The 17,130-nt window shown below is 66.7% G+C and carries 16 protein-coding genes and 2 pseudogenes; 7 read left to right on the forward strand and 11 right to left on the reverse strand.

Going from position 1 to position 17,130, the window contains the following annotated elements; translation table 11 throughout:
- Window positions 1–44 precede the first annotated feature (44 nt).
- The gene (gene hflX / locus JRI60_RS47945) at window positions 45–1,454 is read right to left on the reverse strand and encodes a GTPase HflX (RefSeq protein WP_204222774.1); all 1,410 of its coding nucleotides are present in this window, start codon (window positions 1,452–1,454) and stop codon (window positions 45–47) included.
- Between the two features lie 45 nt (window positions 1,455–1,499).
- On the reverse strand, window positions 1,500–1,781 hold the full coding sequence (locus JRI60_RS47950) for a hypothetical protein (protein ID WP_239470161.1): 282 nt from the start codon (window positions 1,779–1,781) through the stop codon (window positions 1,500–1,502).
- Window positions 1,782–2,160: 379 nt separating this feature from the next.
- Here JRI60_RS47950 and JRI60_RS47955 point away from each other — a divergent pair, with 379 nt between their 5' ends.
- Together JRI60_RS47955 and JRI60_RS47960 are read left to right on the forward strand one after the other, a co-directional pair.
- Complete coding sequence (locus JRI60_RS47955) at window positions 2,161–3,432, forward strand: LA_2272 family surface repeat-containing protein (RefSeq protein ID WP_204222775.1); 1,272 nt, start codon at window positions 2,161–2,163, stop codon at window positions 3,430–3,432.
- Between the two features lie 4 nt (window positions 3,433–3,436).
- Window positions 3,437–3,742, forward strand: a complete 306-nt coding sequence (locus tag JRI60_RS47960) for an Mpo1-like protein (protein ID WP_204222776.1) — start codon at window positions 3,437–3,439, stop codon at window positions 3,740–3,742.
- A 15-nt stretch (window positions 3,743–3,757) separates the two neighbouring features.
- Here the strand turns inward: JRI60_RS47960 and JRI60_RS47965 are convergent, their stop codons facing one another.
- From JRI60_RS47965 to JRI60_RS54090, 3 genes and pseudogenes are all read right to left on the reverse strand, one after another.
- Window positions 3,758–4,561 (reverse strand): DUF5995 family protein, encoded by an 804-nt coding sequence (locus JRI60_RS47965; RefSeq protein ID WP_204222777.1) that lies wholly within the window; start codon window positions 4,559–4,561, stop codon window positions 3,758–3,760.
- Window positions 4,562–4,723: 162 nt separating this feature from the next.
- A complete protein-coding gene (locus JRI60_RS47970) occupies window positions 4,724–5,848 on the reverse strand; it encodes a hypothetical protein (RefSeq protein ID WP_204222778.1) in 1,125 nt (374 codons plus the stop codon).
- 108 nt (window positions 5,849–5,956) lie between these two features.
- A pseudogene (locus JRI60_RS54090) lies at window positions 5,957–6,139 on the reverse strand (DUF5953 family protein); the annotation flags it as partial.
- Between the two features lie 673 nt (window positions 6,140–6,812).
- On the opposite strand from JRI60_RS54090, the gene JRI60_RS47975 reads away from it, so the two are divergent.
- Both JRI60_RS47975 and JRI60_RS47980 read left to right on the forward strand, forming a co-directional pair.
- Window positions 6,813–8,882: a lipoxygenase family protein gene (locus tag JRI60_RS47975; RefSeq protein WP_204222779.1), complete on the forward strand. Its 2,070-nt coding sequence runs from the start codon at window positions 6,813–6,815 to the stop codon at window positions 8,880–8,882.
- A gap of 113 nt (window positions 8,883–8,995) precedes the next feature.
- On the forward strand, window positions 8,996–9,922 hold the full coding sequence (locus JRI60_RS47980) for an NmrA family NAD(P)-binding protein (protein ID WP_204222780.1): 927 nt from the start codon (window positions 8,996–8,998) through the stop codon (window positions 9,920–9,922).
- A gap of 40 nt (window positions 9,923–9,962) precedes the next feature.
- Here JRI60_RS47980 and JRI60_RS47985 read toward each other — a convergent pair whose 3' ends face one another.
- Window positions 9,963–10,499, reverse strand: a complete 537-nt coding sequence (locus JRI60_RS47985; protein WP_239470162.1) for an SMI1/KNR4 family protein — start codon at window positions 10,497–10,499, stop codon at window positions 9,963–9,965.
- Between the two features lie 192 nt (window positions 10,500–10,691).
- Here JRI60_RS47985 and JRI60_RS47990 point away from each other — a divergent pair, with 192 nt between their 5' ends.
- Window positions 10,692–11,447, forward strand: a complete 756-nt coding sequence (locus JRI60_RS47990; protein WP_204222782.1) for a hypothetical protein — start codon at window positions 10,692–10,694, stop codon at window positions 11,445–11,447.
- A 380-nt stretch (window positions 11,448–11,827) separates the two neighbouring features.
- A complete protein-coding gene (locus JRI60_RS47995) occupies window positions 11,828–12,298 on the forward strand; it encodes an IS630 family transposase (RefSeq protein WP_204222783.1) in 471 nt (156 codons plus the stop codon).
- A gap of 23 nt (window positions 12,299–12,321) precedes the next feature.
- Here the strand turns inward: JRI60_RS47995 and JRI60_RS48000 are convergent, their stop codons facing one another.
- Window positions 12,322–13,158: a helix-turn-helix transcriptional regulator gene (locus JRI60_RS48000; RefSeq protein ID WP_204222784.1), complete on the reverse strand. Its 837-nt coding sequence runs from the start codon at window positions 13,156–13,158 to the stop codon at window positions 12,322–12,324.
- Between the two features lie 52 nt (window positions 13,159–13,210).
- On the opposite strand from JRI60_RS48000, the gene JRI60_RS48005 reads away from it, so the two are divergent.
- Window positions 13,211–13,741, forward strand: coding sequence for a hypothetical protein (locus JRI60_RS48005; RefSeq protein WP_204222785.1), 531 nt, complete (start codon window positions 13,211–13,213; stop codon window positions 13,739–13,741).
- A gap of 249 nt (window positions 13,742–13,990) precedes the next feature.
- On the opposite strand, the gene JRI60_RS48010 is transcribed toward JRI60_RS48005, so the two are convergent.
- The 4 genes and pseudogenes from JRI60_RS48010 to JRI60_RS48025 form a co-directional block, all read right to left on the reverse strand.
- Window positions 13,991–14,434 (reverse strand): hypothetical protein, encoded by a 444-nt coding sequence (locus JRI60_RS48010; RefSeq protein WP_204222786.1) that lies wholly within the window; start codon window positions 14,432–14,434, stop codon window positions 13,991–13,993.
- A gap of 74 nt (window positions 14,435–14,508) precedes the next feature.
- Window positions 14,509–15,270, reverse strand: coding sequence for a hypothetical protein (locus JRI60_RS48015; RefSeq protein WP_204222787.1), 762 nt, complete (start codon window positions 15,268–15,270; stop codon window positions 14,509–14,511).
- 112 nt (window positions 15,271–15,382) lie between these two features.
- Window positions 15,383–15,502: pseudogene (locus JRI60_RS55260) on the reverse strand (DUF2381 family protein); the annotation flags it as partial.
- Window positions 15,503–15,608: 106 nt separating this feature from the next.
- The gene (locus tag JRI60_RS48025; protein WP_204222788.1) at window positions 15,609–16,541 is read right to left on the reverse strand and encodes a transposase; all 933 of its coding nucleotides are present in this window, start codon (window positions 16,539–16,541) and stop codon (window positions 15,609–15,611) included.
- Between the last annotated feature and the right edge of the window lie 589 nt (window positions 16,542–17,130).

Genomic DNA, 17,130 nt, shown 5'->3' on the forward strand with positions numbered 1-17,130 from the left:
GAGGGCCTCGAGCCAGTCCGCTCAGCCCATCCTGTGTTCGTGCCTCACGTCTCGAAGGCTCGGGTCAACCGGGCCATCGCCCCTGGGAGCGCTCGGAGCTTGAGCCGCCGGCCGCTCTCGTCGAAGGACTCGGAGAGGACCCGGGCATTCTCGTATACCTCGCCGATGCGCGCCTGGCGGGCGTAGGGAATCACCAGGTCCGCCTCGACCATGGAGCGCTCGAAGAACTCGATCACGGTCTGGCGGAGCGCCGCGACGTCATCCGGCGAGTGTGCCGAGAGGACAATCGCCTCGGGATGCCGCTGGAGCAGGGCCTCCCGAGCCTCGGGGGAGAGCCGGTCCGCCTTGTTGAACAACAGCCTGCTCGGGACGCCCTGCGCTCCGATCTCTCGGAGCACTCCGCGGGTGACCTCGAGCTGGGCCTCCCAGGTCGGGTCGGAGGCATCCACCACGTAGAGCAACAGAGAGGCTTCCAGTGCCTCATCCAGTGTCGAACGGAAGGAGGCCACGAGGTCATGTGGCAGCTTCTGGATGAAGCCCACGGTGTCCGAGACCAGCACCCTTGGACGGGTCTCCGGTTGCAGTGCCCGCACCGTGGTGTCGAGGGTGGCGAAGAGCTGATCGGCGACCAGCACCTCGCTGCCCGTCAGGGCGCGCATGAGCGAGGACTTGCCCGCGTTGGTGTACCCGACCAGCGCCACCCGCAGCTGCTCCCTCCGGGCGTAGCGCCGGTGCTCCTGGTCCTGCTGGATGGCCGCGAGCCCCTCGCGCAGTTCGGCGAGCCGGTCGCGAATCTTGCGACGATCGAGCTCCACCGCCGAATCACCGGAACCCCGACCTTGTTGGCGCTCACGGCTCCCCGTCGACTCGCGCAGGCGCGGGGCGAGGTAGTTGAGCCGTGCGAGCTCGACCTGCATCTTCGCTTCACGGCTCCGCGCGTGGCGGTGGAAGATGTCCACGATGACACCGGTGCGGTCGAGCACCTGTGCGCCGGTGGCCCGCTCGAGGTTGCGCAGCTGGCTGGGCGAGAGCTCATGGTCGACCACCACCACCGTGGGCAGTGCCGCGGCTTGCGCTTCGTCGGCCTCGGCTGCCGGTTCCTCCACGGAGCCCTCCTCTCCCGTCTCCTCCTCTCCCGCCTCCCCTTCCCCCGTCTCCTCTTCTCCCGCCTCCCAGCGCTCGCGAGCCTTCGACTTTCGCTCCTGCGCCCCCGAAGGCACGGTGCCACGCCCCCCGGTGAGACTGGCCAGCTCCTTGAGCTTTCCGGTACCGAGGACCGTCCCCGACGCAACGCTTTCGCGACGCTGGGTCACGGTCCCGGCGACCTCGTAGCCGAGGGTGTGCACCAACCGCCCGAGCTCGGCGAGGTCGGCGGCGTGTTCGGTATCCGAGACGCCGGGCAGCTGGACACCCACCAGCACGGCGAGAGGGCGCATGGAAGAGGATTTCGACATGACCCCTTCGTAACATACCCCCCCAGGACCTGCCGTCCTGACCCTCTATTTGACGGCGGCTTTCTTCCTGACGATGAGCGAGGCCGCCTTGTCGTTCCAGCCCGCGCCTACCAGACAACTGTTGGTGCCGGTCGTGTAGGAGGCCTGGTCGAAATAACCGCCGTCGTACAGAACGGCTTCGTACCCGTCCGCCACTTGCAGCGATGAAATGACATCAGGGCTCAGACCCAGGGAACGCATGGCTTCTTCGTTGTAGCTACCCACTGGGAGATTGATCCCCGGGCTGGTGAAGTTGCAATCGAGGTCGCTCAGCTTGTAGCGACCCATCCAGAAGCCCGCGCCCCAGACCCCGGAGTAATTACAATCCTTGAAGACAGCAACAGGATCCCTTGGCTTGGCGGTGCCCCCGCGGGTACCCAGGACAAGACCGTGTTGCCCGGTTGCGCATCAGCGCTGACAACGGCGGCTTGGACCGCGGTGGCCTCGGCTCCATGGACCTTGGAGCGCATGGCGCTGTTGCTCGCCGTGTCCACATTAGATGGAGCCGGGTGAGGACTTGATGGCCATCAACCCGAAGGTGGGCAGCGTGTGTGACTCCGGCCTGCTGCTGCTGGGCCGCGGGAACTACACCCCCGCGAGCTGTATGGTGGATGGGATGACAACGGTACGGACAGGACGCTGGCCTCGCGGGTTCGCTCTTGGCGTCATGCTGCTCGTGCTGGGCGGGGTTCCTTCCGCTCGGGCGCAGACGTGGAGCGAGTGGAGGATGGACTCGGCGGGCCCCGAGGGACCCGTCCTGTTTCCCGTCAATGTCTCCTTGTGGCCGGCTCTCTCCACCAACCAGCGATTCGTGGGCCCCTACGTCCACAACCTCCTGTCGCTCGGACTGGTCATCGACCATCCCTACCTGCTCTCGGGCGTGCAGGCCGCCCTGGGCGGAGCCCTGGTGGAAACCTCCATGAGGGGGGGGCAGGTCGCGCTCGGACTCGCGGCGGCGGGCAGTGACGTCACGGGTCTCCAGGTGGGCGGTTTTGGCGCAATGGCGCAGCACTCGCTCTTCGGGCTGCAGGTGTCTCCGGGGCTCGCGATCCTCGGGGAGTCGGACACGAGTCTCTTCTCCCGGGTGAAGGACTTCCGGTATCGGAGGAGGTCACCCGGAAGCGTGGGCCTCCAGCTGGGCGGACTTGGAGCGCTCATGACGAATGACGGCACGCTCGAGGGAATCCAGCTCGCGGGGGGCGCCGCCTACATCCGGAATCTCCAGGGAATGCAGGCCGCGGGTCTCCTCGCCTGGTCGGAGACGGAGCACACCGGCCTGCAAGTGGCTTCCTTCACGAAGGCCCGGAAGATGCGAGGCCTCCAGTTGGGGCTCGTCAACGTCGTGGACGAGTTGGCCGGAGTGCAACTGGGCCTCGTCAATGTGTCGAGAACACCGCGGGGTCTCCGCCTGGGACTGGTGAACTGGGTGGCGGGCTTCCCCTCCTCCTGGGAGATAGGGGCGAACGACACCGTGCCGCTCCAGGTCGCCTGGCGCACGGGGACTCCCGGGCTGTACTCCCTGGTGGGTGTGGGCTTGATGGGGCTGGAGGGGCCACGTCCCTCGGCCCTGGCGGGGTTGGGCACGAGCGTGGCCGTGGGAGCGCGCGTCTCCTTCTCGCCCGAGCTCGTCTACACCCACGCCTGGCGGCTGGCTCCGGCCAGCACGGTGGCGCGGGTGCTTCAGGTGCGGCTCCCCGTGCGCTGGGAGGTGCGGGAGGGGCTGTGGTTGCACGTGGGCCCCACCTTGAACGCGGGCAGGTTCGACAGCTCGGCCCCCGGCTACCTGCCGCTCCTGAAACGCCTGGACGTGGGAGGGCGCCCCGTGCATCTCTGGCCCGGGCTCTTCGCGGGTGTGGGCTTCCGGCTGCCCTGGCCACGCGTGGAGCAGCCGAGCTTCCAGGCGCGGTCTTCCTGTCCTCCCTGGCCGTGCTTAGCGTGAGCGCATGCTCGGCAATCGCACGTCGGCGGAGTGGGTGGCTGAGTACTCGAAGAGCCACACCCATACGGTCAACCGCTTCTGCCACACCCTCGGCATCCCGATGATTGCCGCCTCGGTGCCGTTCGCGGTCGCCTCGCCCTTCGTCCCGGGACTGTGGAAGCTCCCCGTCGGTCTCTTCGTGGTGGGCTGGACCTTCCAGTTCGTGGGCCACGCCTTCGAGCGCAAGCCTCCCGAGTTCCTGAAGGACTGGCGCTTCCTCTTCGTGGGGCTGCGGTGGTGGGTGGCCAAGGTGGCCGGCCCAGGCCCCTGACTCTCCAGGGTGAGTCTACCCGCCGGTCACCTGGATGTTGTAGGCGACGTCCTTCGACTCGGCCTCGCGGATCCACGCGATCAACCCCTCCGCCAGCGCTCCGGGGTGGAGGATGAGCTTGCCCAGGTCGGCCACGACCTGGTCATGCGTTTCGATGAGGGGCCCCCATTTCTCCTGGGGCAGCGGCGCGAGGATCTCGGCCAGCAACCAGGCTCCCTCGCGCGCGGCATCCATCGCGAAGTTGAACACCGCGTTCTCCCCATCGGGGCTGATGGCCTCGAGGCGCTTCAAGCGGGGAGAGACCTCGCCGAGCTCCACTTCAATCACGGCGACGAGCCGCGACAGGAGGGCGTTGATCCGGTGGAAGTCCTCCTTCAACGCGGCCAGCTGCGGACCAGGCGCCACGGTCGCCGCGGCGATGCCGAGGTCCAGATTGATGTGGGCGTTCATCCCCAGCAGCAGGTGCTGAAGGACCAACGGGGAGTCCTGATCCAGGGCGTCGAAGGCCATCTTCCACGACTTCGTCGGAGTGCCACCGGAGGACCAGGTATTCCAGGCGGCCAGGAAGCGGCTGGCGAAGACCACGTCCAGCCGCGCCATGCGGGCGTTGTCCTGGAAGACATTGCCCGCGATGAGCGCTCGCCTCACGTTGACGGTGACCCGCTCGTAGAGCGCGGTGAAGTAACCGATGCGCGAAGGATTCCGCAGCGACTGGTCGATGATGTCATTGGCCTGCTGGATGACCTCGTCGATGGTCGTGGGCGGAGCGGGAGACGGAGATGGGGCGGGAGCAAGGGACGGAGAGGAGGACGGAGCCATGGGTCCCGATAGCACGGAATCGAAGAAGAGCACTTCAGCCGGCGGAGCCTGGAGGACGCCCGGCGAGTGGCTATTCGAGCTCCGCGGCCAAAGCGACGAGCCGAGCGGGCGCTCGTCTGTCTCGGCAGCCGCTCCATCCATCCGGAGCCGAGTGGGTTCGACTCAAGGCGGCGGGCAACCTCTATTGGAGGCGGCGGGAATCGAACCCGCCGCCGGATGCCACCGGCGAGAGCGCTCCAGCCGCGGAGTCGTCTGGTCCGCGACCCGGCCCCATCCACTCGCGGCGTGCGCTCCTGCCAGTGGATCCTGCATGTCCTCTGATGAGGGACGCATGAAGGACACCCTCCTCTCCGGACCCATCACGCCGTGAGCCCTATGCCTCTCGGCGTAGTGGGGGGAAGACGATGGGCTCCAACTGGTACGTCGTGTACCGGTCGAGCATGGGGGGAGGCTCCCCGGGCTGGAGTGGGGGCAGCTCGAGGGCGTGTTGTCCGGGGTTCTCCGGGTCGTACCACACGCGCACGTCCTCGGCCCCCGCGAGCGCCTGGAGGGCCTGGTCCTGCCGTCGCACCCCCGACAGGTGGGCCCGGCGCTCCGCTCGCGATCTACCGGGCTCATGGCCACTCGGGTCATCCGCGAGAACGAATGCATGAGCTTCACCGCGAACACGAACCGGGTCGAGTCCACCTCGAACCCATAGGAGATGTACGAGGCGTCTCCTGTCCCCACGATATGACCGAACCGGGCCAGGGCGGGGAGCCAGCCCGACGCCTCCTGTCGGGCCGCGGTGGTGAGGTACCGGCGGCGCCGCAGGAAGGGGAGCCGCTCATCCCAGCGGTCGATGTGGGCGAGGACCTCCTCCGCGCTCGCGGTGAACGGGCGCACGACGGCGGGGCGTGTCCCGAGCCGGTGCAGTGGCCGCTTCATCATCTCTCCGAGGAGCGGATCGAGGATCTCGTGCTGGTGGGGCTGGGCGACGCTGTAGCGCACCCGGAAAGGGCGGGGCATGGCGAGCCCGTCGTACCACTCGGAGGGGTGTCCTTTGCCCAGGACCCGGCCCCGCTCGTCCCAGGGCGTGTCGTAGAAGAAGCAGTGCTCGAGCGCTCCCACGGTGTAGCCGTAGAGGAACAGCGTCTCGTCGTAGTACTCCAGCCAGCCATGGAGGATCGCGTCGGCCTCCCGCGTGGGCCCGGTGAGTGGCCTGGCGTGCTGGTCGGGCAGCTTGCTGTACCAGGTGTTGATGTCCGCCAGAATCGTCCGCGTCTCGGGCAGGGAAGGAGGGTTCATGGGCAAGGTCCGTTCACGCAGTCTAGCGTCGGGCGGTTTCCTGGCACGTCCTCGCGCCTCGCCCCGTGTTGAGTTGCCGCAGCAGGCAGTCCGCCGAGCGATATCCAACCCCGCCCTGGACGGCGTGGCATGCCCCCAGTACGCGCGCGCGGCTTCTGCCACGGTCTCCAGCACCTCTGCGGCTGCCGCAATGGCCTCTGGCGTCAAAGGCAGCCTTCCATGCACTTCAAGCTGGCGGAGGACGTCCAGCAACTGCTCGACGCATGTACACTCCGAGGTTGTCGCCACCATTCGCAACCGTCACGCCCGCGACGGCCAGCACCTGGGAGTGAGTCCGACGCTCCATTTGCTGCTCCACAGTCTTTGCCTGCCCTTCCTCCGTTGGGCCAGCCCCTCGGGCCCGCATCTGCGCGCTGAGCTTGCTCACGCCAAGAATGAGCGGCACGACGCCCAAGAGCGCGATGTACCCCTCTGGGCAGGTGCATGCTGCCAGCCCGCGCGATCTCACACCAGACTGCCCTGCATGCGGGTCCGCTCCTGGATGGGGAGAGGCAAGCCCAGTGAGAGGTCTGGACAGGAGGGCGGCAGGGGCGTGGGCTTCTGGGGCACCCCTGAAGCCAACCTCGCACACTGAGCGGGTCGTCCCAGAACCGCGCGCCGGGCTTCTCGGCCCGCACGGAATAGTGGAAGGGTCGGCCGGGCTCCGGCCGATGCTTCAGGAGGAGACCGGGATGCCGCCGCTTCATCTCCTCGAAGAGCGGCTCCGCCACCGTCCCGTCCGGAACCGAGAAAAAGAAGATGTAGGTCGAGTCATCCATCGCGCGAGCATGGGACCCCCGCTGAAACTCCGGAGCGTGGAGGGGCGGCCACGAGATTCATGAACCCAGAGTATGAATGGGTTCACAGCTGTTCCAAGTAGGACTAGAAGGGAGCCGCCACCCGCCATCCCACCAGGGAGCTGTCCATGAGCCTGTTCACCCCTCCCACCCTGCCGCAGAACGATACCCCGGAAAACCGCGCGAGCCGGGCGCGGACGCTGGCCCAGAAGCAGACCCAGTACGTGTACGACTACCCGGCCATCGTCGCCGGGCTGCCCATGGCGGCGGCGCCCATCCCCGTGGACATCTCGCTCGACTGGGCCCTCCAGCTCGCCGAGACCGTCATCCTGCTGGGAGAGAACTTCGTGGATGCGCTGTTGCCCAACCTCTTCAGCTTCGACGTGCAGATCCCCGTCAAGCTCGGCCAGGCGAACTCGGGCGCGACCACGACCGCCGTCTACACCCAGACCGCGCCCCCGGAGGCGAGCGTGTTCGACGCCTCGCTGAAGAACCAGGAAGTCGACAAGCGCGACGTCCTGGCCTTCCAGTCCCTGCTGAGCGATGCGCGCAAGGACCTGGCGGGGCTCGCCCAGAACGCGCATGCGCGCAAGGTCACGCGTCCGCCGCCGGGCTCGCCGGGCGGCCACGGGGTGCTCGACACGCTCGCGAACCAGGGGCAGTCGCTGCTCGACAAGGCCATCGGGCAGGACGCCAAGAGCATCGAGTCCTGGCTGTCCCAGCTGGTCAGGACCGTGCTCGACTTCGTGCTGACGAAGGCGGGCCTCTACGGGCGCGCCACGGATCTTCAGGACTACGACGCGCAGTTCCGCAAGGTGGTGCTGCCGTGGACCGCGGGCGTGTACCTCACGGACGAGGCGTTCGCCGCGCTGCGTGTCGCCGGCCCCAACGCGGGCATCCTTCAGCGGGCGACCCTCGAGGAGGTCTCGCGCCTGCTGCCCTCGGATGAGCAGTTCCAGCGCATCACGGGCGAGACGGGGTTGACGCGCCAGCAGGCCGTGGAAGCCGGGCACTTCTACCTCGTGGACTACAAGGCGCTCGCGCAGCTGGTGCCGGGCACGACGCCCCAGCAGAAGTACGTGTTCGCCCCCAAGGCCCTCTTCTACGTGCCGCGCCTGGGCGAGGGCCGGGGTTCGCTGAGCCCCGTGTCCATCCAGATCGGGCAGGACGCGAGCAGCTCCATCTTCTACCCGGACGGGGGGCTCGCGTGGATGCTCGCCAAGACGTGCGTCAACATCGCGGATGGCAACTACCACGAGCTCATCAGCCACCTGGGGCTCACGCACCTGCTCACCGAGCCGTTCGTGCTCGCCACCGAGCGGCAGCTCGACCCGCAGCATCCGCTCTACGTGCTGCTCACCCCGCACTTCGCGGGCACGCTGTTCATCAACTACAGCGCGCAGACCTCGCTCATCACCCAGGGGGGACCGGTGGACATGCTCCTGTCGGGCACCATCGATTCGTCCAACCAGGTGGCGGCCACCGCCGTGAAGGCGGTGCGCTACAACGAGTCGTTCTTCCCCGAGAAGCTCGCCCGCCAGGGCATCGACTCGCCGGAGCAACTGCCCGACTACCCCTACCGCGATGACGCGCTGACCCTCTGGAAGGCCATCCACGGTTGGGTGTCCGATTACACCGCGCTCTACTACTCCGGGGACGCGGACGTGGTGGGCGACTACGAGCTGCAGGCCTGGGTACAGGAGCTGGTGAGCGCCGGGCACCTGCAGCACATCGGCGAGGCGGCTCCCGGCAAGACGCCGTGCATCTCCACGCTCGACTACCTGTGCAAGCTGCTCACCCAGGTCATCTTCACCGCGAGCGTGGAGCACGCGGCGGTGAACTTCCCGCAGCGCACCGCGATGAGCTATACGCCGGCCATCCCGCTCGCCGGCTTCGCGGCCTTCCCGGGCCCGGTCACCTCGGGGGCCGAGGCGACGCAGTTGTTGGATCTGCTGCCCCCGCTCAACCAGTCCATCCTCCAGCAGGCGGTGTTGGCGGGCCTGGGCAACGTCTACTACACGGTGCTGGGCCAGTACGGGGGCCAGCTGTCCGACCCCCGGGCGCTCCTGGTGCTGGGCAAGTTCCAGCGCACGCTGCAGTCCATCGAGAAGCACATCCAGGCGGCCAACTCCGTGGGGGGGCGCACGCTCTACACGACGCTCCTGCCCTCGGCCATCCCCCAGAGCATCAACATCTGAGCCCACGGGGAGCCCTACGGGCCAGGCTCGTTGCCGGGCAGGCGAGCTAATGGAGTGGGGCGAGAAGAGCGCCGTGATTAGCCATCGGGTGGAACCACTGGAGGGGACACCCGATGACCGATGCCGTGAAGAAGACCGTGTTGCTGGTGGGAGCCTCGGGAGCACTCGGGGGGATGATTGCCCGGGCCCTGCTGGAGAAGCCCGGGGTCATCCCGCGCTGTCTGGTGCGGCCCGGGAGCCGCGCGAAGCTCGCGGACCTGGAGGCCGCGGGGGTTCGGCTCGTCGAAGGGGACCTGGGCGCCGATTCCGAGGCGGCCCTGGCGGCGGCCTGCTCGGGTGTGTGGAGTGTGGTCTCCGCCGTCCAGGGCGGCCCGGACGTCATCATCGATGGCCAACTCCGCCTGCTGCGCGCCGCCATCGCCGCCCGCGCCCGTCGCTTCATTCCCTCGGACTACGCCCTCGACTACTTCAACCTCGCCGAGGGCGAGAACATCAGCACCGACTGGCGGCGGCAATTCGCCCGGGCCGCGGACGAGCAAACCGCCGGCACGGGCCTCGAGGTGGTCCATGTGCTCAACGGCTGCTTCCTCGATCGGAGGGTGCTGTTCGGATTCCTCGGGATGATCGACCTCGACAAGGGGACGGCGCGCTACTGGGGTGACGGCGACAGGCCCATGGACTTCACCACGTACGCGGACACGGCCCGCTACACCGCCGAGGCAGCCGTGGACCCCGAACCGCTGCCCTCCCGCTTCAACGTCGCGGGCGAGACACTCGACTTCCACCAACTGGTGCGCGCCTACCAGGAGGCCTCTGGCAGGACACTGAAGCTCGAGCGGCTCGGCTCGCTGGAGGAGCTGGACAAGGAGCTCGCCCGGCGCTGGCAGGCCGAGCCGGGCAACATGTCCTCCTGGCTGCCCCTCATGTTTTCGCGCGCCATGCTCAACGGAAAGGGACGACTCGGGAAGCTCGTCAACGCGCGCTATCCGCACATCCACCCGGCCACCGTGCGTGAGTACGTCCGGCGGGAGAAGCTGTAGCAGGCCATGAGCGCTTCGGGTCCCCGACGCGCTTCTTCGCCTACCGGCCCCACTTCCCTTCCTCCAGACACTCCCGGAGTACCCAACTCATGTGCTCGTCGAAGTCGAAGGTGCAGCCAGAGACGTCAGGGGCCTCGGCCAGCAGCCACGGCGCAAGGTCGTAGTCGTCGTGGTAGGCCTGCATGATGAGCGGCCCGGTGGCCCGGCGCAGCCCCGTGTCGAAGCTGTAGAAGTCGCTCACGTTCGAGTTGGAGATGTACTGAAATGGAACCAGCCGCCTCCTCACCTCGGCCTCGCGGCGGGCGGCTTCCATCTCCTCCTCCTCATCACCGAATGAGTCCTCCTCCACGAATTCCTTGTACCATTCGTGCCGCTCCAGCACCTCGGAAGGGCTCAGCATCCGGGCCCTCTCATGGCCATACCCATCCGTCGCACGGAACAAACCGTGCTGGGTGATGAACTGGAGGTACGTCTCGGGAAGCACCTTGCCCAGCGTACGCTCCAGCTGGCTCAGCTCCTTCCCACCAACCGGCGTCACATGCACCGCTTTGAGGGGAAGCTCCTTCTCGCGCTCCAAGCGTTCCTTCAGGGCTGCAATGAGGTCAAAGGCACGAGGCACGCTTCAGGCTCCTCTGTTTCCGATAGTTGAAAGTACTCCCACTGCTACGCCAGGCCAACTTCGGCTCCGCCGTCAAGAGGGGAGTTGACGCCTGGGGTTACCTCCTGGCAGACCACCTCCCAAGAAACATCGGGAAGGCGAGGAGCACGCATGCACGAGGAGAAGAAGTCCGAGACGAGCGGGGAGGCGGTGAAGCAGGTGGGGCCGTATCAACTCCACGAGCAGGTGCCTCAGGACAACTACAGCCGGGGGGAGCTCTACCGGGACACGCACGAGACGAGCGGGGAGACGACCCTGGTGTTCAAGCCCGCTGCCACGGACGAGAAGGGCTCGGGGCCGCTGACCGACTGGCAGGTACGCCTCACTTCCTCGGCCTCGGATGGCTACGTATCCATGAAGGCAGAGAATCCCCCGAGGTCCGTGGCCACCGACGAGCACTCGGTGGAGTCCCTGGTGTGCACCTTCGAGGAGGTGCGCGAGGCAGTGGGGCGCATGGACCACGCCCTCCACGCGGCCAACAAGCCTCGCCCGTGGTGGCGCCTGGGATTGGCGCTGTCGGGTGGTGCCGCCGTGCTCGTGGTGGCGCTGTTGTCGGCGACGTTGGCACCTGTTGACGAGATGCGGGTGCAACAGCAGGTCACGGTGAAGGCCTGGACCACGGACGTTCATGTGGACCCTGTACCTGTCCGCTCGGGAGAGGCACCGCGTCCGGTGCCAAACCAGAAGCATGCGCCGTGCGCCGCGGGTCTGGAGCGCGAAGTCTCGGGCGTGTGCTGGATAGCCACCGAGCACGCGCCGCCGAACTGCCCACCCCAGACCGTCTCCTACGACGGGAAGTGTCTGCTGCCGGTGGCGAAGCCCCGCCCGGTTCCGACGAGCGTGGATGGAGGAGGAGAGGCTCGCTGAGGGCTCGCGTGCCGCGCCGAACCAGGGTGTCACTACGCCGGCCAGTTGAATGTTCCGGTCAAAATTGCTCTATCAGGGCTGGAGGAGGAAGCATGCCACGGCCCTATTCGATGGACCTACGTGAGCGAGCCGTTGCAGCATACAAGCGTGGTGGCAGAACACTGGAGGAGGTGGCCGCCGAGTTCAGTGTCAGCGAAAAGACACACTCTCTCATTGGCTGAAACTCGAGGCGGAGACGGGAAGCCTCAAGCCTCGACCGAGGGGCGGGGGCCACTTCTCGCCCATCCAAGGAGAAGTCCTGGAGACGCTCCAGCACCAGGTACGCATGCGGCCCGATGCTACGGTGCAGGAGCACTTCGAGGCGCTGGTAGCTCGCAAGCATGACGCGCACTCACGCACGAGCCCCTCCGGGGGTGCGAGTGGTGGAACATGTCCCCAGAAACCGGGGTGTCGTCACCACCGTGCTGGGCGCCATGGCCCTGGACGGCATCCGGGCGCTGATGACCATCGAAGGAGCCACCACAGCCGATGTCTTCGAGGCGTTTGTCGAGTCCATGCTCGTGCCCAGGCTCAACCCGGGCGATATCGTCGTGATGGACAATGTGGGCGCGCACAAGCCCGCACGCATCCTGGAACGTATTCGCGCCGCCGGCGCCCACGTTCTCTTCCTTCCCCCGTATTCGCCGGACCTCAACCCCATTGAACTGTTTTGGAACAAGTTCAAAGAACTGCTCAGGAGCATGGCCGCGCGTACCCCGCAGGAACTTGATCATGCCATCGCTGAGGCCATGACTCTCACCACCCTCGAGAACATCGCTGGCTGGTTCAAGCATTGTGGATATAAAATATAGGAACATTCAACTGGCCGACGTAGTCAGTCCTTCTCCCGTGAAGGGATTTTCCGTCCACGAACAGGTCCGCCCACCAGAGATGAAGGCGCACAGCCGAACTCCTCCTGGAAGGCCTGCGTGAAATGACTGTGGGATGAAAAACCCATGGAAAGGGCAAGCTCGGTCAAACGTCCGGCAGAGCCCTGGAGCTCGAAGAGGGCAGCGCGAAGCCTCACTCGGGTGAGGTGTCGGTGTAAGGTCTCACCCGTCACGGCCCGGAAGACACGGCTCGCATGAAAGGGAGATGTGCTGCACGCTGAGGCCATGACCTCCAAGGACAAACGTTCCTTGAAGCGAGTGGCCACCACGTGTTGCAGCTCCTCGCTCAAGCGGCGCCATGCGCGGGAGACGCTCCGCGCCCGCTCCGGCTGAGCCCGCGCATTCGACAGCACACAATGTACCAGTGACAACGCCGTCTCTTCCCGGGCCAGTGGATCCACGGCGTGCAAGAGCTGGGCATGAAGGCGCGCGGCTTGCGGTGAAATGGAACAACTTCGAGTGGGCAGACGAGGAATCAGCTCCTCGGCCAGTGCGCCCCGGAGCAGGAGCAGCGTGCCCCGCTGAGGGCGTTCCGTGGGAGAGGCCATCCAATACTCATCCGATGGCGCATGGAGCGCGGCCGTCGTCGGATCCACCACGTTGCGTTGATGCCCCAGGTCACGCACGTGCGTTCCCGTCTGGAGGAGATCCACCTCGTAATAGAGGGCTCGCTCCCGCCAGCAGGGAGGACGTGGCGAGCCGCCGGCGCAATGCCATTCACCCACGAAGAGCTCACGCCCATGGAGCAGCGTGCGCATTGGAAAAGCGAGTTCCCAGTTCATTCGAGCAAGATTCTGACAGCGGCCGTGTCGGCCAGGTTCCATATTGGCGGCCATGCGAACCGTTCTTGTCAACGTACTTCTGCTCGTGGCCGCATGCGCCCATGCCCCAGAGACAACCACTCCTTCCGTCCATGTCGAGACGGTGCCCGCCAATCCGGAAGATGTCAGCACCATTGACGGGGTGATGCGCGCCTTCTACGAGGTCGTGAATGTAGCCCCGGACGCACCGCGGCAGTGGGCCAGGGACAGGACGCTCTACGCTCCGTGGATCCACTTCGTCGCCATTGGGAGCAAGCTGACGGTGTTCGATCATCCGTCCTTCGTGGCACAAGCGGAGCCGCTGATGCGCGAGGGGTTCCGTGAGCCGGAGCTCCGCCGCGTCGTGTACCGCTATGGCAACATTGCCCATGTGGCTTCCAGCTATGAGCTGCTCAGGCGCTCGGATGGCAGCCGGTACGCCCGAGGCGTCAATTACATCCAGCTCTATTTCGACGGTCAGCGCTGGTGGATCGCAAGCGTGGTCTGGCAGGACGAGGATGCGGAGCACCCCATCCCACCGGAGCTCCTGCCACCCTCGTCGTAAGCCCGAGGGTCGAATGACCTGGCGGAGCCCTCGAGACATCCAGGGCTCCGGTCATGCATGGGGAGGGCGAGAATCTGGGCGCGCGCGGAGCTGTCCCCTCTGTATGGTTGTCCGTCCCGCATCCTATCCTTCGCGGCAAGGGGCGCGAGACGCTCCAGTCCTCCGTGACCGTGTCTCCGCGGCGGCGGCCCCGGGCGAGGAGGAGGCACCAGCTTCAGATGCGGCAGCTCGGGCCATGTGCCGGAAGCGTCAGCGCGCCCGGAGGCTGGATTGGGCGGGGTTGCTGCGCAAGACGTTCGCAGTGGACGTCTTCTCCTGGCGCAGCATGCTGAAGAGGAGCGGCTGGGCGAACGGGAAGCGCAACTGGAGGCCTTTGCCGCGGCTGTGCGTGAGGGGCTCGACGCGCTCGACTTCGAGGGCAGGCAGCGGCTGGTGCGCCTGCTCATCAAGCGCGTCGTGGTGACGGGTGAGCACGTCACCATCGAGCACGCCGTTCCCCTCTCCGGCCGGTTTTGTCGTTTGCGGAAAAACGACGCTGGATGTCTTCGCCTGCTCTCGGTGTGGAGGCCGCAGGAGGGTGCTGGCATACCTGACGGCCCCCGGTGGTGACGGCGTGATGTACTGGCTGGGATACAGCCCCGAGGCCATCTTCGACGTGTCCTTCCGGTTGTACGGCCCGTAATCGCGGGCCATGCCCGCGGCATGACAGGCGGACCGGCACGCGCTCCCCTTGGACGACGTGCCGGGCCGCGCATGAGCCCGCGAGGCTAACGGAGCGGAGAAACGAGCGTCCCCTCCTCCGCGGAGGCATACAGCGCCTCCACATCGAGCACCTCGTCCAGCGGAATGAGCACATCCTCGTCCTCTTCCTCCAGGTCGATGTCGTGGAATACCGCTGCCGGGAGCAATGCCCTCAACTTCAAGACTTGTGACGGCGTGACTTCCTCCTCCACCACGAGTCCGTCCGCGGACCTCACGTCGAGAGAGCGCCCGAGCTGAAGGAGCGTCAACGGCGCGCGCAGACCTTCCCTCGCCATGAGGGGCTCCGGGTCATTGTTCGCGAAGACGAGCTGGGCCGCATCGAGCACACCGCCCACCCGGAGCACGCCCTGGACATTGGCGAGCCGGCAACGGAGCGACCCGGCGACGACCGCCGCGCTGCCGACGTCTCCGTCACCAAACTCGCCACCCACGTCCACGTCCCCCGCCACGACGAGGATGCCGCGGTTCAACACGCCATTCGCCACCTGGAGCCCGCCCGGGAACAGGCGCACCTCGCCCTCCGCCACGTCGAGCATGTCGACCCGCGCCGCTGAGGCAGGCGCACGGAGCGTCCTCGCCCACAGCCAGGCCAGCGCCTCCAGCAACGCGCCCTCGGTTCGGTTCGCGCGAGAGAAGAGCGCCTCCAATGAAGCCCCCTCTGATTCAGCGAGGAGGTCTTGGAGGTGCGGCGCCATGTCCGTGAGGAACATCGGCATGGCGTTGATATCGCGGCGCAAGGCGGACCGCAGTTCGTCCAGAGTCGACATGGTGAAGGGCAGACTACCACAGTCGCTCCGCATGGGTCCGCATGCGCGCATACGAACCCGCGAGGCGGGGCGCATCACCGGACCGGGTGACGAAACTGCGCCTCGCGATAGGTTAAGGGAAGGTGACGTTTCCTAGCGTGACGGTGCGGCGCCCATCCGAATCCCAGAGCTTGAGCGTGAAGGGGCCATGAGGGGACTCCGATGTGAACTCGGCCTCCACCACCACTCGCCGAGAGGGTGTCCGCCGAGAGGGTGTCTCCGAGAGGGTGTCAAAGAATTTGCCGAGAGGGTGTCAAAGAATTTGAGCCGCACGACCCGGCCGAGAGGGCGAGAGGGTGTCAAAGAATTTGAGCCGCACGACCCGGCACGACACGCGGTGGGAAGGAGAAGAGAGGAAAGCGCGCCGAGAAATCCCCCCGCCTCCACCGCTCCGCCGCCTCTCGGAACACCGCGACAAAGGCCCGGTACTGCTCGCGTAGCTCCTTCAACGCCTGACGCGTGGAGGCATGCCCCACTGGCCGCGGGCTGCGCTTGAGGTGCTCGGGCCGGGTATGCGGGTGCTGTGCTCGCACAGCCCGTTCCCCCAACGCAGGCGTACCCCGTCCTCGGGCCTCGGCTTCCACCTCCTCCAGAAGATTTCGCACCGCCCGCTGCCTCTCCTCCTCTCCCAGTCCTTTCCAACACGGCAGGGGCGCCACCTCCAACTCCACTGGCTCGGCCCACTCCTCGGCGAAGCGCCCCTCCCCCGCCGTCATGTCCTCGCTGCCCCGTTTGCTCCAGCGCTTCGTCCAGTTGAACCACCGGAACAGCCGCCGCGCCGGTCCCAACAACTGCGGCAGACACGTGAGGCCCGGCCACTCGGTGCACTTCTCCACCAACCCCTCCTTCACCCCATGGGCCAACACGTAGCGCAGCCGTCCCACCAGTGCCTCGTCGTCCAGCACCGGCTCCGCCGAGTAGCGCCTCTCCCAGAAGCCTCCATTCCAGTCCACCAGCTGCCCCACCTTCCTGGAGAGGTTGGCGCGCAGGTACTGCATGAAGCTGGCGAGCGCCGCTCCCCGAGCCCACACCAACAGGTGGAAGTGGTTGGAGGCGAAGGTGAAGGCGTGCAGCCTCACGCAGCCGGCGCTCTGCCGCACGGCTCTCGCCAGCACGCCCCCCACCACCTCGTTCATCTCCGCGCCAGGTCGCAGCAGCAGCCTCCCCTGGAAGCACCTGGACGTGACGAAGTAGTAGCCCTCCTCCTGGAACATCCTCAGCGGCCAGCCCATCCCTCTCCCTCCATACCGTACCGGCCGCGAGGTCGATGCACTCCGCAGGCCATCCGCAAGTCCTTGGAAAGACTTGGAGACCGCGAGATTCACCCGTCCACGCCGAGTCGCGTTCGCGTCCCGCTTATCGAGTTCTTTGACACCACCTCGGGCTGTACGCCCATCGTATCCTCGACATATCAGCCGGCCCCCCTGATTCGTTCGTCCGGCGCCCGGGCTGTCGTGTTAAAATGAAACCAGGGCCGGCGATGCAGTGGAGTCTGTATGCGCAAGGCAGTGCTGACGTGAAGACGTACAACGTCTCCGGGAGCATCTGGAAGAAGGGGAGCCGCGTCTTCGGCTCTTGCGCGGGCCACAGACTACGTCGTTGGCCCATGTAACCGATGGAAGGGTCTGGCCGGAGGCCCTCGTGGGGAGAATCCAAGATGAAGCTGCTTCGCGGAAGCCTCGTGGGGTTCCTGGCGCTGCTGTTCCCGCTGCCGAGCCCCGGTGACACTGCATCGCCGTACCAGGGGCGGAGGCTCGCGGACATCAACTCCGATCCGTTGTCCTCGACCCCGACCGCGACCGCGGTGGTCGATGGGACGCT

The sequence above is a fragment of the Archangium violaceum genome (assembly GCF_016887565.1).
Taxonomy (GTDB): Bacteria; Myxococcota; Myxococcia; order Myxococcales; family Myxococcaceae; genus Archangium; species Archangium violaceum_B.